Origin of the sequence: Caballeronia udeis (genome assembly GCF_044909315.1) — a bacterium.
Lineage (GTDB): Bacteria > Pseudomonadota > Gammaproteobacteria > Burkholderiales > Burkholderiaceae > Caballeronia > Caballeronia udeis_A.
Genome location: NZ_JBIYEB010000002.1, coordinates 15104 through 34463, shown reverse-complemented (window position 1 = coordinate 34463; position 19360 = coordinate 15104). Strand labels below are relative to the sequence as shown.

The following is a 19360-nucleotide window of genomic DNA, read 5'->3' as shown; positions in this document are numbered from 1 at the left end:
AGTTGGACGGTGAAGTATCCCGGCAATCTCATACGTTATCAGACGTCATATTACATCGAGGCTTTTCGGAACTGCAAGTGCCTTGGCGGGTTGAGGATCCCACTCACGCGTATTCCCCTACCCGCCTGCCATGAGCGCCGTTCTTCCGCCGTTGCTCTAGCGGCCCACACGACCCTGCGCGGGCGGCACCTCAGCCTCGGCGAGCAGCCAGTCCCTGAACAGGCGCACCGGTTCACGTAGCTTGGCGCCACCCGCGTGCACGATATAAAACGCCTTCTCCAGCGGAAGATGGGCGTCGAAGGGTTCGATCAACGTACCCGCTGCAATCTCCGCTTCAACGAGCAGGGCGCTCGTGATCAAGACCCCCTGACCGTGGACGGCGGCCTCGACCGCCAGCAAGGTCTGATCGACATGAACGCTCGTAATGGCCGCTATGTGACCGTGATCGAGTCCGGCGAATGTGGTCAGCCAGGCGTCCCAGTTCGGGTGGAACGTGTCGCGCAGCAAGGTCGCACGGGTCAGGTCAGCGGGGCGCTGCAGCGCAAGGCGTTGCGCGTACTCCGGGCTGCAATACATATGCGATGCATCGGCGCAAAGCAGCCGGGCTTCCAGGCCCGGCGCTTTGCCGTCGAAATGCCGGATAGCGAGATCGAATGGTTCGGACTCGAAAGCTGCCAGCGCCGTGGACGAACTCACGTGCAGGGCAACCGACGGATAGCGTGTCAGAAAGCGCGCCATGCGCGGGGCAAACCACTTTGCCGCGAAGCCCGGCGGCATGGTCACCCGGACCCCCTGGCTATGACGTTCACGCAGACCAACGCTGGCCCGCACAATTTCGCGCAGGGGAGGCAACACGCTTGCCGCGTATGCAAGGCCGTCCGCGGTGGGCTGGATTCGCCGGATGTGCCGGGTGAACAGCGCAACCCCCAGCCATTCCTCGAGATGCCTGATCTGCTGGGCGACGGCGCCCGGCGTGACGGAAAGCTCATCGGCTGCACGAGAAAAACTATTCAATCTCATAGCAGCTTCGAAGGCACGCAATGCATTCAAAGGAGGGTTGACGTTCATGGCGTAGTTTTTCTATTTCATGGAGAAGATAAGATCAGTTGTAGCGGTTTTGGTCGATGGAGACAATAGCCTCCCCAATCGACCTCTTCACACAACCGCCATGAAATATGCCGCCTACGTTGCTTTCGCCCTGCTCGGCGTGATCTGGGGCACCAGCTTCATCTTCACCAAATGGGCCGCCGTCTGGATTACCACGGGCCAGATCGTGCTGCTGCGTGTGCTGTTCGGTTTTGTGCCGGTTCTCGTCGCCGCGCTTGCAAGCCGCTCGCTACGATGGTGGCATCTGCGTCACGCGCATCATTTTCTCGTGATGGCCCTGCTTGCCACAATCGTCTATTACTTCGCGTTTGCGCAGGGGACCGCGTTGCTGCTCTCGAGCGTTGCGGGCATGCTCAGCGGCGCCATTCCGCTATTTTCGTTTCTTGCCGCATTGATATTTTTACGCGAGGAGCCGCTGAACAGCCGCTGCGTGGCAGGGATGCTCATGGGTTTCGTGGGTGTGCTGCTGGCTGCCCGGCCGTGGACCAGCGGGGCATCGCAGGTCAGTTTGCCGGGTGTGCTCTATATGCTCGGGGGCGCGTTCAGCGTGGGCTGCTCGTTCGTGTATGCGCGCAAGTTCCTCAGCCCCCTGAGCATCCCGCCGGTTGCGCTGTGCTGCTATCAGATCGGCACCGCGCTTGTCATCTTGCTGCTGGTCACGGACATGCACGGCGCCATGCGCATCCTGAACGACGGGCGGGCATCGCTCGGACTTGCGCTCGGCCTTGGTCTCACGGGCACCGGGATTGCCTACATCCTCTATTACTTCATCGTGCAGCGTATGGGCGCAATGGCCGCTGCCGGCGTGACCTACATCCCGCCGGTGGTCGCGTTGTTCATCGGCTGTGTGCTGGCAAGCGAGCCATTGCGTTTGCTCGATGTGATCGCAATCGCGGCGATCCTGCTGGGCGTGTTCATCCTGCAATCGGCCCGGTCCGGACGTCAGGCACAGACGCCCGCGATTGCGCGGCCAATACGCTGCGGGAAACAAGCGTAGCGGGAAACGCGCGACTGCGGCGATGACGGGCCAGTCGCCTTACGGCGAGCCAAGCGTGTTGCCACGCTTATAGCGAGTATTTTTCGAAGCGTCGTCCGGCGCCGTCTTGCTCCCGTCCGAGCCTTATAAAACAAGGCTTTCCGACACCTTGCCGCCATTTTCTCCACCCGGCTGCCTGCCTAAATTTATCCGCCCGTGGGCCGTAAGGAGAGGGTCGGCACGGGCCGATGTCCTCGCGCGCAGCGGCGCATCGTATGGAGATTCGATGAAAACAGCGGTAAGCATCAAGGCATGGCTCAGTATCCTGGTGGCGGCATTCGCCACCATGTTGGCCGCGACGGGCGGCTACAGCATTTATGCCGCGCGCACGGCCGACGCTTCCATGCGCGCCCTCTACATGCAGGACACCCACGGACTGGACCTGCTCGCCAAGGACACGATCCGCTTGCTGATCGCGCGCACGGCGTTGCAGGACTACGACCCGCGCGCAGGCAGTGCGGAGTCGGCGGCGTTGCTGCGTGACGCCCAGGGCGCTATCAACGGTGCGAACGACGCATGGAAAGCGTTTGCGGCACTTGCCGGCGGCCATGAAGAACAAACGCTCGTGCAGACCGCGAACCATGCACGTGAGCAGCTCGTCCAGCAGACGCTTCTGCCGGCAGTGGACGCGCTGGAATCGAAGCGTGTGAGCGATATCCGCGAGTTCAACGAGAACCAGATCAAGGATGCGTTCAACGCCTACGATGCCGCGTTGCAACCGCTTGTCGCCATGGAGTTCGAGCACGGCAAGGCGCGTTTCGAGGCCTCGCAGCAACGCACGGACACGGTCATGTGGATCTCCGCGGCGCTGCTTGCGGCCGGGCTCCTGCTGGCGTTCCTCTCGCGTGTCGCATTGGAGCGGATCGTGATCGTGCCGTTGCGGGCAGCAGTGGCGGCTTGCACGGAGATAGCCGGAGGCAACCTGGCGACCCGGCTCATCGCGCGCCGACGGGATGAAATCGGCTGCCTGATACAGGGGTTATCGACGATGCAACAAGGCTTGAGCGCGATAGTCGGCGGCGTACGAGACGGCACGGAACAGATGGCCGTGGGGACACGCGAGATTGCATCAGGGAACATGGACCTGTCGCAGCGGACCGAGGAGCAAGCGGCTTCGCTGCGGGAAACGTCAGCCAGCATCGGGCAACTGACGAGTACGGTACGCCAGAACGCCGACAGCGCGCGGCAAGCAAGCGGACTTGCGCAAACCGCGTCGAAAACCGCCAGTCACGGCGGTCAGGTCGTAGCCGACGTGGTGTCGACCATGGACGGCATCAATAGTAGTTCGAAGCAAATTTCGGAGATCATCGGGGTGATCGAAGGCATTGCGTTCCAGACCAATATTCTTGCATTGAACGCGGCGGTTGAAGCCGCGCGCGCAGGCGAGCAAGGGCGGGGATTCGCCGTGGTGGCAAGCGAAGTGCGCGCGTTGGCGCAGCGTTCAGCCGGGGCCGCGAAGGAGATTCGCGATCTGATCACCACGTCGGCGGAGCGTGTCGGCAACGGCTCGGCGCTGGTCAGGAACGCGGGCAGTGCCATGGGCCACATCATCGTCGCGGTGGGCCGCGTCACGGACATCATGCGGGAGATCACGGCGGCGTCCGAGGAACAGACCACCGGCATTGAGCAGGTCAACATCGCTATTGCGCAGATGGATCAGGTGACGCAGCAAAACGCCGCGCTGGTCGAACAGGCCGCCGCCGCGGCGGCAACGCTTGAAACGCAGGCGGCGCAGATGAACGCGGCCGTCGCGCTGTTCACGCTCACAGAGAGGTAGCGGTACCTGAAACCGCTCACGCTTCCCGGCCGGGAAGCGTGTCCGGCCAACGGTTCTCCTCCACGCAATTCGATGTGGGTACGCGCCTGGCCCAGCCTTCTGCCTGCAGCATCGGTTCGTCGTAGAAATGCTCTACATGGCCGATGCACAGAATGGCGACCGGCTTCGCGTCCGCAGGCATATGCAACAGCCGTTGAACCGCGCTTACGTCGAACAGCGACACCCAGCCCATCCCGAGGCCTTCGGCGCGCGCGGCCAGCCAGATGTTCTGGATAGCGCACGCGACCGACGCCAGGTCCATTTCGGGCAGCGTCCGGCGGCCGAAGATGTGGCGCTCGCGATTCTCCATCAGGCCCACGACCACGACCTCGCCGCAGTCCAGGATGCCCTGGACCTTGAGCCGCATGAATTCGTCGCTGCGCTCGTTGAGCGCCTCGGCGGTGGCGCGCCGCTCGGTTTCCACGACGTCGTGCAGCGCAGTGCGCAGGTTCCGGTCCGTCACGCGGACGAAGCGCCAGGGCTGCATGAAACCGACGCTCGGCGCATGATGCGCGGCGTCGATCAGCCGCGCCATCTGATCGGCGGCAACGGGGACGTTGGTGAAGTGCCGCATGTCGCGGCGTTCGTGGATCGCGCGGTACACCGCGGCAATCTCGGGCTCGGAAAAACGCTTGAAGGTCGAATCAGTCATACATCCATGCTTAAAAAAAGTGCCCCAGGGGCGAACGAGCAGGTGAAGGAAGTCGCGGCGCGCTGGTGTCTATCGTCAGGAAACGGCGTTTTCCCAACCCGCGTCCGCCGCCGCATGACTCACGCACCACGAACGCGCACCGATGTCGTTATTCACCACATCCGCGTCGTCTTCCGATAAATCTTCGCATCGCAGGTTGCCGTTATCTGGTCAATCGACGCTTGATTCCAGTGGTTCCCTTCACGGTTCGCCCCAGATATCCGGAGGATACAGACCTGTTGCGCCGCGTACTACCGCGATGCAGTGGGGACTAGCCCTTATGCGCAAACACATGACTATTCGCGGCGGCCTGGTCGCGACAATCGCCATTTACACCGTCTTGCTCATCTCGGTCATCCTGGTGGGCATCCTGGGTCTGTACGGCAGCAATTCGGCGCTGAGGGAGATGTATCGCGACGATACCGCGTCGGTGCTGCACCTCAAGACCAGCTCGGAGCGCTTGCTGTTGCTGCGCGCCGGATTCGGCGAAGTCGAGCAACTGATCAGCGCCGGCAAGCCCGCCCAGCCCGAAATCGCCCGGCAGCATGCGCTGCTGAACGAGAGTAACAAGGAGCTGGAAGCTTTCCGGAAGCTTCACGAGCCGGTGCCGGCGGAGAAGGTGCTGATCGATGCGATGCAGGCGCGGCGGGATCAACTGCTGGCCCAGGTGTTCCAGAAGGCGCTGACCGAGCTCGACCAGGATAACCTGGTCGATTTCCTCACGACCCAGCGAGAAGCGCCGCCCGCGCTTTTCTCCGATTATCAAAGCGCGCTGACCGCGCTGGAAAATTTCCAGGTCGAACGGCAGAAAGCCCGCTTCGACACCACCGATGCGCGTTTCGAAACCATGCTCTGGACGCTGGGCGCCGCCGCGGTCGTCGCGCTTTTCATCGGCTTCTTCGCGCAGAGAATATTGACCCGGGCGATCGTGCGGCCGATCGACATGGCCGTCGATTATTTCGGCCGGATCTCCGCCGGCGACCTGACCAGCACCGTGACGGTCCAGCGCAACAACGAGATGGGCTACATGCTTAACGCGTTGAAGGGCATGCAGGAAGGGCTCGCGCAGACGGTGCGGAAAGTGCGGTCGAGCGCGGAAACGATCGTGCGCGACGCCCATGCAATCTCGGGCGGCAATCTCGATCTCTCGGCGCGCACGGAGCAGCAGGCGGCGTCGCTTCAGGAAGCTGCATCGAGCATGGAGCAGTTGACCGCGACGGTCAGGCAGAACGCCGACAACGCGCGCAACGCCAGTGAGCTCGCTGCGGGCGCGTCGGATATTGCGTTGCGCGGCGGGGACGTGGTGAACCGCGTGGTCGCGACCATGGACGCGATCTCGGGCAGTTCGAACAAGATCGTGGGCATTGTCGGCGTGATTGAAGGGATCGCGTTCCAGACCAACATCCTCGCGCTGAATGCGGCGGTGGAAGCTGCCAGGGCAGGCGAGCAGGGCCGGGGGTTCGCGGTCGTTGCAAGCGAGGTGCGAAGCCTTGCGCAACGTTCGGCATCGGCGGCAAAGGAGATCAAGGAACTGATCGGCACTTCGGCGCTCAGCGTGAAGGACGGCAGCCAGCTCGTGGCGCATGCCGGCGCGACCATGGTCGAGGTCGTGGAAGCGGTCAGGCGCGTCAGCGCGATCATGGCGGAGATCAGCCTGGCTTCGGGCGAGCAGACCACGGGCATCGAACAGGTCAATGTGACGGTGGCGCAAATGGAAGAGATGACGCAGCAGAACTCGGCGCTGGTGGAAGAGGCGTCGGCGGCTGCGGTGTCGCTGGAAGAACAGAGCCGGCAGTTGAATGATGCGGTAGCGCTGTTCCGGTTGAAAGCCACCGCGTGAAAGGGCGGTTTTATATCCGGTACGCCGGGTCTGCCTTATAGGGCTACTCCATCATAGAGGGCTACTCCATCATCGGCCACGCCAGATGCGGCGACGCCCAGTCCAGCTCGCTGCCGACGACCATCACGCGTTCGTCGCACATGAACGCCATGGTCACGCCGACCGACGCGCGCCCGCTGGTCAACGACAAATACGGCTGGCAGAACACGGCCGTTCCCATGTTCGCCACCGCCTTCCAGTAATACTGCCGATGATCCCATCGCCCTGATTGCGCAGCGAACAACGGTCCAAGCCGAACGTCCGCGGCCGACCCCGCGCGGCCGATAATCTCCTGGCCCAGGATGCGGCCGGTATTGTCGAGAACAAAGCAGCGCTTGCACAGTTCCAGCTTCGCCATGGGGGCAATGGCGTCGCTGATGCTCGCGCCGTTCATCAACGCCGCGGCCGCCGTATCGAGCATCGCGAGATAAGGCGCCAACTGAGCTTCGAAGCGCGCAGTGCGCACGATCCGGCCTTCGGCAATCACATCGAATGCGTGATCGATGCGCCGCGTGACTGCCGCCGACGAGGGCAGCGTGGCGCTCGGTCGGCCCAGCAGGAATCCTTGCGCGAAATCGACGTTGGATTCAACCGCCAATATGAGCTCCTCGGTCGTCTCGATCCCTTCCACGACCACCAGCATGTCCGCCCGATGCAGCAGCGAAACAATGGTGGGGAGGAGAGGCTGATCAGAGGCACGGCTCTTCGCGCGGATCAACTCGCCATCCAGTTTGACGAAGTCCGGCTGGATGCGCAGCAGGCGGTCGAGGTTGGAGTGGCCCGTGCCGAAGTCATCGACTGCAATCAGGAAACCGCAGCCGCGATACCGCCACGCCGCCAGCGCAAGCTCCTCCACATCCACGCCCTCGGACTCGAGAATCTCGAGCACGACGCCGCGGGGATCCAGCCCCGCTTCGAACACGATGGCCGCCAGCGTCTGCTCATAACCTGCCTGGATGAAAGTGGACGGCGCGACGTTCAGGAACAGCCAGCAGTCGAGCGGCAAGCGTTTGCGCGCGTTCGCGAGATGAAGGTGATGGGTCAGCGAGTCCAGGTCCGTGATGCCGGGATTCGACTGCGGCGCGAACAGCTTGTCCGGCTGCAGCGGCGTGCCGTTCCGGTCGAAGCCGCGCAACAGGGCTTCGAAACCGACCTGCTTCTGGTGCGACAGACTGTAGACCGGCTGATAGTGCGTGAAGAGATCGAACGCACCCCAACGCGTGACCACGACCGGCTCCTCGTCCACGCGCGTCTCGTTGTCTTCATCAAGAGCAGTCGCGCGCACGCGCTCGACCCGTCTTGCCTGCTCGACGAATACCCGGTTATGGCCCGCGTGTTTTGCGCGCAACAATGCTTCGTCCGCGCGGTCGAGCAGTTGGGTGACGTTCTCATTCGGCCGGCGATGAGCCACGCCGAAACTGGCGGTGAGAAAACCGTCGGGCCGCAGGATCGTCGCTATGAGAATGCGCAGCGTGTCGGCCAGCGCGGACGCCCGATCGGGCACGGACGCTTTGATAAGCACCGCGAACTCCTCGCCTCCAAGCCTTCCGATCACCGCGTCCGCAGGCACGGCGTCATTCAGCACCCTGGTGACTTCCAGCAGTGCTTCGTCGCCTCGTGCGTGGCCATACTGATCGTTCAGGGACTTGAAGCGGTCGATGTCCAGGAAGATCACGCTGACCACTTCATCGTGAGCTTTCGTCTCGCTCAGCATCTGTTCCGCACGCTCGAGAAAGGTGCGGCGATTCAGGAGTTGGGTCAATGGATCGGTCGCGGCGAGTGCCAGCAATTTCTCTTCGAGCAGGAAGTGGTTGAGCCGGAACCAGTAGAAGCAGAAATGAAACGTGGTTGCCGTCGGGATGCCGATAGCGACCCACATGGCGCACAAGACGTAGTCGTCATGCGTGAAGGGCACCGCCATGACAAAGGGCAGTCCGGCGAGATAAAACGCGATCGTTCCCAGGATGAAATGCCGCGGCGTCAGCCACAGCGGCGCCGCGCAGATCGGAATGACCATGCCGGCCGGCAACATCCAGAAGAGCGGTTTTTCGACGCCTTCGACGTTGATCACGATGCCGATCTGCAGCACCACGACGTAAAGCACGCCGATCAGGCCGAATATGAACGTGGACGGCGCCTTCGGGATTGCCGCGACGAGCAGCAACATGGCCAGCGCGCATGTCAGGCGCGGCCAGAGCGGCAGGTAGGTACCGGTTACGTGCGAGCGGGCGGTGACGAAGATCAGGAACGCCACCACGGTAAAGGCCATGGTGACGGTTGATAACGGCCGTTGCTGGTCCATCGAACGGCGGTGGAAACAGACCCTGAGCGCGGGGGTGATAGTTGGCGGAAGCAGGGAAGTGAGCATGTTCTCGGGTATGTTTTAGCAGCCTTATTAATTAATGAGGCTGTCGGCTGTGCCGGGCCGAGTTGTATGAGCTACCGCGGGTGTCAAATCACATGATCCGATTATCGTCGGATGAAATGGATTGTCTTACCTTGCGCGGCTGCGCTCAAGAGAATGTTTACCCAAACGTATTCTTTCGGAGACTAAGGCGCCTGCGTGGAAGAGAGAAAGCCCTATTCGTGCGCTATGCGATTACCGCAGGCAAAGCGATGCCACGGTTGTCCGGTATTGCAGACAGTTCGGCAATCAGGCCGCCCCGTTCGATAAATTCGCTTTCAATTATTCAGGTCAGTCGTGAGCGGCTATTGCGGCCGTTGCGGCCGTTGCGGCGCATTTCGGCGACTTGCCAGCCGGCGAGCGCGATGCAGCCAAACAGCACTTCACGCATCCGTTTCACCAGCGCGAGCGCGATGGCCGCTTGCCGGTCCACGCCGGCCATGTGGGCGAGCACCATGATCGCGGCCTCCTGCACGCCCAGCCCCGCCGGCATGAAAAACGCCGCGTGACGGACTGCTTGAGTGAGCGCTTCCACGGCAAGCGCGCTGGCAATCGATACCGGATGGCCGAAGAATGCGAGTGCCCAGTACACCTCGAGTGAACCGAGCATATAACCGCCCAACTGCCACGCGAACGCGCAGGCAAGCAAGCCCGGGCGCTGCATCAGCGCGTCTATTTCGCGGTCGAGCCGCGCGCCGTCCAGCTTCGACAGGAACCGGCGAGACGGTCCGAGCCAGCGGGCCGCGTGCCTTTCGAGTGCCTGAAACAAGCCGCCGCGCCTGACCAGGATGAAAAACACAATGGGAACCGGCAACGAGAGCAGCAACGCAAGGCCGATTAGCCGCGTGCCCGCAAACGCATGAGTGGTCGCCACGAGCAGCAACAAGCCCAGTGCCGAGAACGCATATTGGACGACCACCGTCACCAGCACTTCCACGATCACCGATGCACTGACGCGATTCACGTCGGCGACATACCAGTGCGCAAGCCGGATTCCCACCAGCTCGCCGCCAACGCCCGCTGCCGGCAGCAGGCGGCTGACCGACTCGCGCACCGTGGCTATCCACCACAGGACGGGCAGCGGCGCGAGGCGGCCGAGAAGAACCCGCCATCCGCATGCATCGAGTAACAAGGGCAGTGCGTGGAACGGGACGAGCCAGAGCATGGTGATGCCGGCTTGGCGGATTCCCCGCAGCACGTCGGCGAAACCCTCATGCACGGCGAAAGCGCTCAGCACGCCGATGGCGAGAGGCCAGCGCGCCCACGCGAGCCAGCGCAGCGCAGCGGTCATAGGACGCGCAACGCCGGCTTGACGGCCGACGTAGTGACCGGGAACACGTCGCGAAAGCCGCCGCGCGGCAGGCCCATGGCGTCCATTGCGGCAGCCACGCGTGGCGAGACCAGTGCAGCAAGCTCGTCGCCGTGCCGGTAGTCCGTCATGGAAGGCGTGAGCGCGTCGTCACCCGGCATGGCGGGATGGCAGTAGATCTCGGTCACGCCATCGGGGAGTGTGCCCAGCGCCTTGATGAAGGCTGCTTCGTCCATTCGTCCGCTCTGCGCGAGACCCGCTACGTGATCGTTATGAGCAATCCGGCGCCGGTCCAGGCGGGCCCGCACCAGCGAAATCCAGGGCCGCAATAGAAGCGGTCCGCCCGCCTCATAAGGCAGGCGCATTGCCGTCATGCCGTACTCGCTGCCTATCTCGAGCAGGAGCGACAGCACCGTCGGATGAAGATGGAAATGCTTGTGCGTATTGACGTGATCGAGCGGCAGCCCGGTCGCGGCAAACGCTTCGAACTGCGCGCGAATTTCATGAGCCAGCTGAGCCCGTACGCGGGGGAGAAAGAAAAAGCGCACACCGTCGCGCACCATCGCATTGCCGAAACGTCCCTGCTCATCAACGAGCTGCGCAATCTCGCTGCGCGGCGAGCTCGCCCGGCCATCGGCGAGGACAACATGCAAACCCACGCGTAAAGTCGGCAGCCGCCGCGCGCGCTCGACGGCGTCGGCAGCGGCGTCACCCGCGACCATCAGGCTGGCCGAGGTCAGCACGCCGTTTCGATGAGCACGCTCGACCGCGTCGTTCACGCGTGGGTGCAGTCCGAAGTCATCCGCGGTCACAATCAATGCACGTCGGGCCGGCCCGGTCGCCGCTTGCGACCGGCTCATGCTTCGTGGGTGCGCAGGAAACGGAAGAACTCGACCCCTTCACGCAAGCGCCGCTTCATCATCTCCCAGCTCATCAGCATTTCGCGCACGATCTCCCAGATTTTCGACGGCCGGAAATAGAACTGTTTGTAGAACCTTTCCAGCCCGTGATAGATCTCTTCACGCGATAAATGCGGATAGCCGATAGCAGCCAGTTGCACGCCTTCCGCACTGACCAGATTGATGACCTTGTTCTCCTCCAGCCAGCCGTTGTCCACCGCTTGCTTGTAAAGCGTGGTGCCCGGATAGGGCGCGGCGAGCGACACCTGGATGGTATGCGGGTTGATTTCCTTCGCATAACGAATGGTATTCTCAATCGTCTCCCGGGTTTCGCCGGGCAGGCCGAGAATGAAGGTGCCGTGAACCTTGATGCCGAGCTTGCGGCAATCTTCGCTGAAGCGCCGCGCCATGTCCGTGCGCAGCCCCTTCTTGATGTTCAGCAGGATCTGGTCGTCGCCGGATTCATAGCCCACCAGCAACAAACGCAGCCCGTTCTCCTTCATGATCTTGAGCGTTGAATATGGCACGTTCGCCTTCGCGTTGCAGGACCACGTGACGCCGAGCTTGCCCAGCCCCCGCGCGATCTCTTCCACGCGCGGCTTGAAGTCGGTGAAGGTGTCGTCGTCGAACATGATCTCCTTCACCTCGGGCATGTTGTCCCTGATCCACTTCACTTCTTCCAGCACGTTCTCGACTGAACGCGTCCGGTAACGGTGACCTCCCACGGTCTGGGGCCACAGGCAGAAGGTGCAGCGTGAGCGGCAACCGCGGCCCGTATAGATCGACACATAAGGGTGCGACAGGTAGCCGATGAAATAGTTGTCGATCTTGAGATCGCGCTTGTAGACCGGCGCGACGAAAGGCAACGCGTCCATGTCCTCGAGAATGGGACGCGCCTCGTTGTGCTCGATCGAACCGTCGGCAAGGCGGTAGCTCAGGCCCTTGATCTGTGCGAAGGGTTTGCCTTCGGACACTTCAAGGCAGGTGAAGTCGAATTCCTCGCGACAGACGAAATCGATTGCATCGCTTGCGAGCAGCGAATTGAGTGGATCCACCGCTACTTTCGCACCCACCATGCCGATCAGGAGCGACGGTTTATGCTCCTTCAGCTTCTCGGCGAACAACGCATCGCTTGGGAACGAAGGTGTGCTCGTATGGATGATCACCAGCTCGTAAGCCTCGGCGATCCGGAGAGTCGCGTCCACCGTCAAGCCGTCGGCGGGGGCATCGAGTACCCGGCTGCCCGGCACGAGCGCGGCGGGCTGGGCGAGCCAGGTCGGGTACCAGAACGAACGGATCTCGCGCTTCGCCTGGTAGCGCGAACCCGCGCCGCCGTCGAAACCATCGAACGAAGGGGCCTGCAAGAACAGCGTTTTCATAAGTTGCTCCTGAAACTTGGACTTGCCGTATGGAATGCCTTTATTGGTTTGCTTCGCGATTCGCAACACGCCCCGGCCCGGGGGAGGTGTCGTAACGCTTGTCGGACACGTCCGTCAGATTGACCTCCGGTGTGACAACCTGCGGCACGATCCGGATGCGGGCTCCCCGCCAGATGACGTACGAGCCGAACGCCGCCGCGATCCATTCGGCGGACAACAGCAGGTCGCGCAACGGAATGAGCGGCAGGTCGCGCCAGAACGAGCGCCAGTCGCGGGTAGTTCTCCAGTGCAGGAGCAGCCGTGCGCTGAGGCCGAACGACGTGCTCAGGTCGACGATCATGTCGGCGGTGGAGTCGGCAATCGCGCCGCCGCTCCAGTCGAAACCGAGGCCCAGCAGCCAGCTGGTCAGCAGCCACGGCGACGTGAACGTGATGAAGAGAAACGCGAACCCCAGCGGGTTGATCGAGCGGATGGTGCGCAGCCAGCGGGTCTCGCGCAGCCAGAGCGAGGGCAGGTCGCGCTCGGTCACATCCGTCGTGACGGTGAGCTCGGACACGTGCGTGCGCAAGCCGAGCTCGCGCACGTATTCGGCCAGCCAGAAATCGTCCGCAACGCAATCCTTTAGTTCATGAAAACCGCCGATTGCGTCGAGGGTTTCGCGGCGCAGCGCGAGCGTTGCGCCGAAACCGAAGCGGCGCGCGCCGGCCGCACGCGCCACATGCACCGACGGCACGAACCATTCGTCGATGAAAAGCGCACCGAGCCGCGCCCACACTTCGCCCACCCGCCGCGCGCGATAAAGGCAGGTGACCAGGCCTACCTGGCCGCAGAGCGGAGCGGCGACGGTGTGCAGATAATCCGGTGGGACCGCAATGTCGCTGTCCGCGATCACGATGACTTCGTGGCGCGCGTGCTGCAGAAGATTGATCAGGTTACTGACCTTGAGGTTGACGCCGTGCACGGAGTCGTTGACGACGAGCGTGATGTCGAGCGTCGGGTACGCCTCACGCAGCCGGCTCACTACCCCGACGGCAGGGTCGGCCGCCGATGACACGCCAAAGAGCAGTTGAAAGTGCGGATGCGTCTGCTTGCAGAACGTTTCCAGGTTGGCGTAAAGACGTGGCTCGAGCCCGCATAAAGGCTTGAGCACGCTGATGGTGGCGGGCCTCGCCGGCTGGCCTGCCGCGCGCGTCATGCCCCAGGGCCGGGAGCCGTGACGCATGAGTGCTGCGACCGTTATGTAGACGGATGAGAGGCAGCAGAGGCCAATCAGCATCCATTCGATAACGGGTAGCGGCGTCCAGGTCATGCTATTCCCCTGCATCTATCGGTGGCCGGTCACGCTCAGGCAAGACAGGCCGGTTAGCGGGATAGTGGACCGAGCTGTCTGATTCGAGGATCACCTCCCGCTGCGGTCGATGTTCGAGCGTAGTTGTGTGCCGGTGTGGTTCCGGCGGATGGGGCGCTGTCATCCCGCGGTCATTCTGGCGTCACCCCGCAGTCATCCCGCAGTCATCCCTAACGCTGTCGTCCGTAAATATATCTTGCACTGATTCGAGTCATCAAATGAAATCTGTCACGGCATTACTGACAAAATCATGGGTGAATGATTTCACTTCGCTTGCGCAAAAGAAGGCACTGTTGACACAATTGCGAGGAAGGCGCTAGGCGCAACAATCAGGCTAAGGCGATGCAACAGGCGATACATCGTGCCCTTTTCACTGCACGCGTCTTCAGCCATAGAGGGTGGTTTCTTCATAAGCATGTTCCACGCTGCGCAAGATCGGCTCGTACCCGCAATTCCGGTCGAACCCGGCGGTGTTACCGTTGCTGTTTCGATCGCTTTGATTCGTGTATTCATCTAGACGTCTTGCAAGCGTCACTGCTACGTCATGTTGCATTCCTAGAATCCGTCGCGAAAGATGTAAGGTTTGAAATGCGATTGTGAGGAAACCATGGATGCAATTCACATTGAACGTCTCAGCAAGACGTTCGGCAATGGCCGCAAGGCACTCGACTCCATCGACCTGAAAGTGGGCGAAGGAGAAATGATCGCGTTGATCGGTGCATCGGGCTCAGGAAAGTCCACACTGCTGCGGCACATTGCCGGCTTTACAGCATCCGACCCGGCGCCCTCGCACATCACGCTGCTCGGCCGGCCCATCCAGCAGAACGGCAAGGTCGCGAGCGAGGTTCGTCGGATTCGCCGCGATGTCGCCTTTGTTTTTCAGCAGTTCAATCTCGTAGGACGCCTTACCGTGCGTACCAACGTCCTGCTTGGCGCGTTGTCGCGGGTGCCGTTGTGGCGGCGTCTCGTCGGCCGGTTTCCTCGGGTCGAGCATGATCTGGCGGCGGCGTCGCTCAGTGCAATGGGCATTGGCGACCACATCAGCGAGCGCGCCAGCACCTTGTCCGGCGGCCAGCAACAGCGCGCCGCGCTGGCGCAGCGAGCCCGCATTGTCCTCGCCGACGAGCCTATCGCGTCGCTTGATCCGGAGTCGTCGCGGCGTGTCATGGAACTTCTCCAGTCACTGAACAAGGACCACGGGTTGACCGTGGTGGTGTCCTTGCATCAGATCGAAGTCGCGATGAAATACTGCGCGCGAACCGTGGCGCTGCGTGATGGCCGCGTGGTCTACGACGGCCCGTCGGCCAGTCTCACACCCGCTCTGCTGCGCGATCTTTATGGCGCGGCGGCCGAAGAACTGCTGCCCGACACGGAGATCGCACGGCGCGATGCGGCCAAGCCAGCCGACCTTGCCGCGGCGCGCCTGGAAGGTGCGTCGGCCCGCTCGGCCGCGTTCGCATCGGCGTCCGCTGCCAGGTCCTGAACCTGCGCCCTGATTGTATTTTGCCCCCCGTTTCAGAATTTCCCTAAACCTGGACTCATTCGATGAAATCAGCCCGTTTTCTTCTGGCCGGCGTGGCCCTTGCCGCCTGCTTTGTCACGCAGTCGGTGCACGCCGAAACGCTTGACTTCGGCATTATCTCGACCGATAACTCGTCCGCGCTCAAAGAGCGCTGGCAGCCGCTGATAGACGACCTCAACAAGCAGACCGCCCTCGACGTCAAGCCGTTCTTCGCAACCGACTATGCCGGCATTATTGAAGGCATGCGTTTCAACAAGGTGCAGATAGGCTATTTCGGCAATGCTTCCGCCATTGAAGCGGTGGATCGTGGCAACGGCGAGGTGTTCGCGAAGGTGAAGTACAAGAGCGGCGAAGCGGGCTATTACTCGGTGCTGATCACGAATGTGAACAGCAAGTGGAAGACCATCGATCAGGTATTGAAAAACACCCGCGAGATCAACCTTGGTTTTGGGGACCCGAACTCGACCTCGGGCACGCTCGTGCCATCGTATTACCTGTTTTCGAAGAACGGTATTTCAGTGCGCAACGACTTCAAGAACGTGCTGCCGTCGAATCATGAAGCCAACATGCTTGCTGTGGTGAACAACCGGGTGGACGTGGCGACCAATAACACCACCACCATGGCGACGTTGAAGAAGGAGCATCCCGAGCGCTTCGCACAACTGCGGGTGTTGTGGACGTCCCCGCTGATTCCGTCGGACCCGCTGGTATGGCGTCGCGACTTGCCGCAGGCCACGAAGGACAAGCTGCGCAATTTCTTCGATCACTACGCGCAGAGCGATCCGCGCGAGAAGGCGATCATGGACGCGATCACGGGCTACGCAGGCTTCGAGCCTTCCTCCGATGCGCAGCTCGTGCCGATCCGTCAAATGGCGTTGTTCCAGAAAAAGCAACAGGTGCAGAACGACGCGCATATCTCGGACGCGGACAAAAAAACGCAACTCGCGGCGCTTGACCAGAAGCTCGCGCAACTGGATAGCGTGGCGGCGAAGTGAAGCACGACGCTGACGCGCATTCCCTCGACCGCGCGCGGGGTGGGCCGGTGCCGCTGAAGCTGGAACCGCGGCAACCGAAGCGAAGCTGGTTGTCCATGTTCGGATGGCTCGTGGTGGTGGCGGCGCTAGGACTTTCCTGGCCGCGCGCCGACATGCGCCCGCTTGATCTCTTCAGCGACTCCGGCAACATGGTGCAGTTCGGCAAGGACTTCTTTCCGCCGGACTTTTCCGACTGGCGCACCTGCATTCACGAGGTGATCGTCACGCTGGCGGTGGCGGTGTGGGGTACGGCGCTTTCGCTGGTGTGCGCCGTGCCGTGCGGGCTGCTGTCGGCCTGCAACATTGCGCCGGTATGGATAGCGCAGCCGGTGCGCCGCCTGATGGACTCATGCCGCGCGATCAACGAGATGGTCTTCGCGATGCTGTTCATTGTCGCGGTGGGACTTGGGCCGTTCGCCGGCGTGCTCGCGCTTTGGGTGCATACGACCGGCGTGCTGGCGAAGCTGTTCGCTGAAGCCGTTGAAGCGATTGATCCACGGCCCGTTGAAGGCGTGCGTGCGACGGGTGCGGGCAGTCTGGATGAAGTCCTTTATGGCGTGCTGCCGCAAGTCCTGCCGCTGTGGATCTCGTACGCGCTGTACCGGTTCGAGTCGAATGTACGCTCGGCGATGGTGGTCGGCATGGTCGGCGCGGGCGGGATTGGTGTTGTGTTGTACGAAGCGATCCGCTCGTTCAACTATGCGAAAACGTCGGCCGTGCTGCTGATGGTGATTGTGATCGTGACACTGATCGATCTGGGGTCGGCGTGGCTTCGTGAACGCGTGATCTGAACTCTGAACTATTGGCCGGCTGGCTGCTGGCGGGCAATGGTGCGCCGGCCAATAGTTCATCAGCGCTGCTGCTGACTGATTGCGGCCAGCAACTGCTGACCTGCTTCGGACAGCAAACCCGAATTGTCGATGGTGATGAGCCGCGCGTGCTCGGGGAGCAAAAGCGAAGGACGGCGCGCAAGCCGCGCTTCCATCTGCCTTGAATCTTCGCGGCCGCGCCGCTCGAGCCGAGCCGCAAGCACCGCGGGGCTTGCGTGAATGTGGACGAACTGCGTGAACGGATAACGCTCGAGCGCAGCCGGCGCATGTTGGCGCGATCCGTTAACCACGACCGGCAATCCGCGCGCGAGCCACGCGTCGATCTCGACGCCGATGCCGTAGTGCAGTCCGTGACTTTCCCAATGCAGCGAGAACACGCCGCTGGCCAGACGTGCGGCGAATTCCTCGCGGCTCAGCGCCACATGGTTCTCGCCGTCGGAAACAGGGCGCGTGATGTAGCGATGCGCGAACATCACCTGTGCGCCAATGCGTTCACGAACGAAGCCGAGCAGCGAGTCCTTGCCGGCGCCTGACGGCCCCATCACGTAGATCAATCGACTGGTTTCCGTGCTCATTCAAGGGCCTCGGAGCGAGCATGGGTGAAGGGCAGGCGCTGCCAGAGCGTGAACGGCGCACCCGGGCGCGGCTGGACAAAAAGCGCCGCGCCGTGAAAGGGCAGCGGTCCGAGCGCAGCAGCGCGGCTTTGCCACAGAGAGACAATGGCCGCACGCGCTGAAGCTGAATCGAGTGCGTCGGATAGCGTCATGTGGAAGCGGAATTCATCGAGCACATACGGGTAACCCCATTCATGCAACAGGGTCTGCTGCCGTTCGCTCAAGCCGGATGCAAGGCGCCGCTCGGCGTCCTCCGCCGAAGGACGTGCGCGCAGCGAGGCAAGCGCATACAAAGCGCTTGCGGCGATCCGGCGGATTGCCTCGTCGTCATCGGGCTGTCCGGCTCGCAACGCGACGAAGCGGCCCATCTCGACGGCAGATAAAGGGGCATCGAAGGGAGCAATGTGACTCGCCCATTCGCGAGCTACGGACAAGACCTGCTGCGGCGTTACCCCTTCGGCCGTATGGAAAGGCGCGACGAGCGTTCCATGCCAGCCATACCGGCGCGGAGATCCGGTGAGCCCCGCAACGGTCTGTCCGAGCGCGGCAATTGCTGGCTCCAACGGTGCTTCGATCAGGCTTCCGGTCTCGGCATCGCGCCCCAGCCATTCGGAGCCCGCGCGCCACCATGCGGAAGAGGCGGGCGGTGCGTAGTAAAGTGCGATGCGCGCATCGGGTGTCCAGTCATTGGGTGCGGCGTCGTTGGTTTCGCCGCTCATACGCCGTCCTCGACCAGCAGTTGCACGCGGTCGGCAGCGAAGTGGGTAATGCCATATTTAACCGGCACGCCGGCTTCGTCGACATCCACGCTTTCAACCCACATTACCGGTTGCGCGCGATTGACCTGCAAGCGCCGGGCGACTTCGGAGCTAGGCAGGACGCAGCCGATACGGCTCCATTTGCGGGTGTAATCGACTACGCCGAATTCCGCCAGCGCCGCGCTGACGCCTTGCACGCCCGCCAGCACGCCGGGCAAGTCGGTGAAACGCATGGCGGGAAACCAGCTGCGTGCATAGGTCAGCGGCACATCGTCGGAATCATGCCGGGTCTCGATCTCGTACACGAACGTCCCGGCACGAATGGAGAGCGCTTTCGCGGTGACCGGGTCGGCCTTCACCTTCTCGCTGGAGAGAACCACGCCCACGGATGCCTGGTTGTTGCGCCGAAGGTTTTCTGTAAAGCGCGTGCGACGGCCGATCTGATAGTCGATCGCACCCGGCTGCACGAATGTGCCGCGGCCCTGTTCGACGCTCACCAGCCCCGTGGCGGCCAGCCGCAACATGGCCCGGCGCACCGTGTGCCGGTTGACGTCGAAACGCCGGGCGAGTTCGGCCTCGCTGGGCAGGCGGCCATCTTCGCCGAAGCTCTTCGCCGTGATCTCCGCCGAGAGAATCTGTTCGATCTGACGCCATACCGCGATGCCCGCACCGCGTTCCACGGCCAGGCCCGGCGTGCCAGTTTCGTTAGATGTCATGTCGCTGTCATTCCTGTC

General features: G+C 62.4%; 17 protein-coding genes. 6 read left to right on the top strand and 11 right to left on the bottom strand.

Annotated elements, in window-relative coordinates:
* Nucleotides 1-156 precede the first annotated feature (156 nt).
* Nucleotides 157-1068, bottom strand: a complete 912-nt coding sequence (locus ABH944_RS02995) for a LysR substrate-binding domain-containing protein (RefSeq protein WP_404604652.1) — start codon at nucleotides 1066-1068, stop codon at nucleotides 157-159.
* A gap of 100 nt (nucleotides 1069-1168) precedes the next feature.
* Between ABH944_RS02995 and ABH944_RS02990 the strand changes: the two genes are divergently transcribed.
* Both ABH944_RS02990 and ABH944_RS02985 read left to right on the top strand, forming a co-directional pair.
* On the top strand, nucleotides 1169-2104 hold the full coding sequence (locus ABH944_RS02990) for a DMT family transporter (protein ID WP_404604653.1): 936 nt from the start codon (nucleotides 1169-1171) through the stop codon (nucleotides 2102-2104).
* A gap of 265 nt (nucleotides 2105-2369) precedes the next feature.
* Nucleotides 2370-3920, top strand: a complete 1551-nt coding sequence (locus ABH944_RS02985; RefSeq protein WP_404604654.1) for a methyl-accepting chemotaxis protein — start codon at nucleotides 2370-2372, stop codon at nucleotides 3918-3920.
* A 16-nt stretch (nucleotides 3921-3936) separates the two neighbouring features.
* Here the strand turns inward: ABH944_RS02985 and bluB are convergent, their stop codons facing one another.
* Nucleotides 3937-4611, bottom strand: a complete 675-nt coding sequence (bluB, locus tag ABH944_RS02980) for a 5,6-dimethylbenzimidazole synthase (RefSeq protein ID WP_404604655.1) — start codon at nucleotides 4609-4611, stop codon at nucleotides 3937-3939.
* A gap of 319 nt (nucleotides 4612-4930) precedes the next feature.
* Here bluB and ABH944_RS02975 point away from each other — a divergent pair, with 319 nt between their 5' ends.
* Nucleotides 4931-6490, top strand: coding sequence for a methyl-accepting chemotaxis protein (locus ABH944_RS02975; RefSeq protein WP_404604656.1), 1560 nt, complete (start codon nucleotides 4931-4933; stop codon nucleotides 6488-6490).
* Nucleotides 6491-6551: 61 nt separating this feature from the next.
* Here the strand turns inward: ABH944_RS02975 and ABH944_RS02970 are convergent, their stop codons facing one another.
* The 6 genes from ABH944_RS02970 to ABH944_RS02945 all read right to left on the bottom strand — a co-directional run bounded on the left by ABH944_RS02970 (nucleotide 6552) and on the right by ABH944_RS02945 (nucleotide 14421).
* Entirely contained in the window at nucleotides 6552-8897 is a 2346-nt protein-coding gene (locus ABH944_RS02970; protein WP_404604657.1) for an EAL domain-containing protein, read from the bottom strand.
* Between the two features lie 322 nt (nucleotides 8898-9219).
* The gene (locus tag ABH944_RS02965) at nucleotides 9220-10224 is read right to left on the bottom strand and encodes a lysylphosphatidylglycerol synthase domain-containing protein (protein WP_404604659.1); all 1005 of its coding nucleotides are present in this window, start codon (nucleotides 10222-10224) and stop codon (nucleotides 9220-9222) included.
* A complete protein-coding gene (gene hpnK, locus ABH944_RS02960) occupies nucleotides 10221-11102 on the bottom strand; it encodes a hopanoid biosynthesis-associated protein HpnK (protein WP_404604660.1) in 882 nt (293 codons plus the stop codon). Before hpnK ends, ABH944_RS02965 begins: the two co-directional genes overlap by 4 nt.
* A complete protein-coding gene (gene hpnJ / locus ABH944_RS02955) occupies nucleotides 11099-12520 on the bottom strand; it encodes a hopanoid biosynthesis associated radical SAM protein HpnJ (RefSeq protein WP_404604662.1) in 1422 nt (473 codons plus the stop codon). The genes hpnK and hpnJ overlap by 4 nt, the downstream gene beginning before the upstream one ends.
* Nucleotides 12521-12560: 40 nt before the next feature.
* Nucleotides 12561-13829 (bottom strand): bacteriohopanetetrol glucosamine biosynthesis glycosyltransferase HpnI, encoded by a 1269-nt coding sequence (gene hpnI / locus ABH944_RS02950; protein WP_404604663.1) that lies wholly within the window; start codon nucleotides 13827-13829, stop codon nucleotides 12561-12563.
* 424 nt (nucleotides 13830-14253) lie between these two features.
* Nucleotides 14254-14421, bottom strand: a complete 168-nt coding sequence (locus tag ABH944_RS02945; RefSeq protein WP_404604664.1) for a hypothetical protein — start codon at nucleotides 14419-14421, stop codon at nucleotides 14254-14256.
* Nucleotides 14422-14475: 54 nt separating this feature from the next.
* Here ABH944_RS02945 and ABH944_RS02940 point away from each other — a divergent pair, with 54 nt between their 5' ends.
* The 3 genes from ABH944_RS02940 to phnE all read left to right on the top strand — a co-directional run bounded on the left by ABH944_RS02940 (nucleotide 14476) and on the right by phnE (nucleotide 17215).
* Nucleotides 14476-15351, top strand: coding sequence for a phosphonate ABC transporter ATP-binding protein (locus ABH944_RS02940; RefSeq protein WP_404604665.1), 876 nt, complete (start codon nucleotides 14476-14478; stop codon nucleotides 15349-15351).
* Nucleotides 15352-15413: 62 nt separating this feature from the next.
* On the top strand, nucleotides 15414-16385 hold the full coding sequence (gene phnD / locus ABH944_RS02935) for a phosphonate ABC transporter substrate-binding protein (RefSeq protein WP_404604666.1): 972 nt from the start codon (nucleotides 15414-15416) through the stop codon (nucleotides 16383-16385).
* 95 nt (nucleotides 16386-16480) lie between these two features.
* On the top strand, nucleotides 16481-17215 hold the full coding sequence (gene phnE / locus ABH944_RS02930; RefSeq protein WP_404604729.1) for a phosphonate ABC transporter, permease protein PhnE: 735 nt from the start codon (nucleotides 16481-16483) through the stop codon (nucleotides 17213-17215).
* A 59-nt stretch (nucleotides 17216-17274) separates the two neighbouring features.
* On the opposite strand, the gene phnN is transcribed toward phnE, so the two are convergent.
* From phnN to phnF, 3 genes are read right to left on the bottom strand one after another with little or no spacing between them, the layout of a single operon-like run.
* The gene (gene phnN / locus ABH944_RS02925) at nucleotides 17275-17829 is read right to left on the bottom strand and encodes a phosphonate metabolism protein/1,5-bisphosphokinase (PRPP-forming) PhnN (protein ID WP_404604668.1); all 555 of its coding nucleotides are present in this window, start codon (nucleotides 17827-17829) and stop codon (nucleotides 17275-17277) included.
* Nucleotides 17826-18587, bottom strand: coding sequence for a DUF1045 domain-containing protein (locus tag ABH944_RS02920; RefSeq protein WP_404604670.1), 762 nt, complete (start codon nucleotides 18585-18587; stop codon nucleotides 17826-17828). The genes phnN and ABH944_RS02920 overlap by 4 nt, the downstream gene beginning before the upstream one ends.
* Entirely contained in the window at nucleotides 18584-19342 is a 759-nt protein-coding gene (gene phnF, locus ABH944_RS02915; RefSeq protein ID WP_404604672.1) for a phosphonate metabolism transcriptional regulator PhnF, read from the bottom strand. The genes ABH944_RS02920 and phnF overlap by 4 nt, the downstream gene beginning before the upstream one ends.
* Nucleotides 19343-19360 lie beyond the last annotated feature (18 nt).

What these genes read in the sequence shown, in the direction of transcription:
- ABH944_RS02995 (WP_404604652.1), bottom strand. Translation starts at nt 1,068, where the DNA reads ATGAACGTCAACCCTCCTTTGAATGCATTGCGTGCCTTCGAAGCTGCT.
- ABH944_RS02990 (WP_404604653.1), top strand. Translation starts at nt 1,169, where the DNA reads ATGAAATATGCCGCCTACGTTGCTTTCGCCCTGCTCGGCGTGATCTGG.
- ABH944_RS02985 (WP_404604654.1), top strand. Translation starts at nt 2,370, where the DNA reads ATGAAAACAGCGGTAAGCATCAAGGCATGGCTCAGTATCCTGGTGGCG.
- bluB (WP_404604655.1), bottom strand. Translation starts at nt 4,611, where the DNA reads ATGACTGATTCGACCTTCAAGCGTTTTTCCGAGCCCGAGATTGCCGCG.
- ABH944_RS02975 (WP_404604656.1), top strand. Translation starts at nt 4,931, where the DNA reads ATGCGCAAACACATGACTATTCGCGGCGGCCTGGTCGCGACAATCGCC.
- ABH944_RS02970 (WP_404604657.1), bottom strand. Translation starts at nt 8,897, where the DNA reads ATGCTCACTTCCCTGCTTCCGCCAACTATCACCCCCGCGCTCAGGGTC.
- ABH944_RS02965 (WP_404604659.1), bottom strand. Translation starts at nt 10,224, where the DNA reads ATGACCGCTGCGCTGCGCTGGCTCGCGTGGGCGCGCTGGCCTCTCGCC.
- hpnK (WP_404604660.1), bottom strand. Translation starts at nt 11,102, where the DNA reads ATGAGCCGGTCGCAAGCGGCGACCGGGCCGGCCCGACGTGCATTGATT.
- hpnJ (WP_404604662.1), bottom strand. Translation starts at nt 12,520, where the DNA reads ATGAAAACGCTGTTCTTGCAGGCCCCTTCGTTCGATGGTTTCGACGGC.
- hpnI (WP_404604663.1), bottom strand. Translation starts at nt 13,829, where the DNA reads ATGACCTGGACGCCGCTACCCGTTATCGAATGGATGCTGATTGGCCTC.
- ABH944_RS02945 (WP_404604664.1), bottom strand. Translation starts at nt 14,421, where the DNA reads ATGCAACATGACGTAGCAGTGACGCTTGCAAGACGTCTAGATGAATAC.
- ABH944_RS02940 (WP_404604665.1), top strand. Translation starts at nt 14,476, where the DNA reads ATGGATGCAATTCACATTGAACGTCTCAGCAAGACGTTCGGCAATGGC.
- phnD (WP_404604666.1), top strand. Translation starts at nt 15,414, where the DNA reads ATGAAATCAGCCCGTTTTCTTCTGGCCGGCGTGGCCCTTGCCGCCTGC.
- phnE (WP_404604729.1), top strand. Translation starts at nt 16,481, where the DNA reads ATGTTCGGATGGCTCGTGGTGGTGGCGGCGCTAGGACTTTCCTGGCCG.
- phnN (WP_404604668.1), bottom strand. Translation starts at nt 17,829, where the DNA reads ATGAGCACGGAAACCAGTCGATTGATCTACGTGATGGGGCCGTCAGGC.
- ABH944_RS02920 (WP_404604670.1), bottom strand. Translation starts at nt 18,587, where the DNA reads ATGAGCGGCGAAACCAACGACGCCGCACCCAATGACTGGACACCCGAT.
- phnF (WP_404604672.1), bottom strand. Translation starts at nt 19,342, where the DNA reads ATGACATCTAACGAAACTGGCACGCCGGGCCTGGCCGTGGAACGCGGT.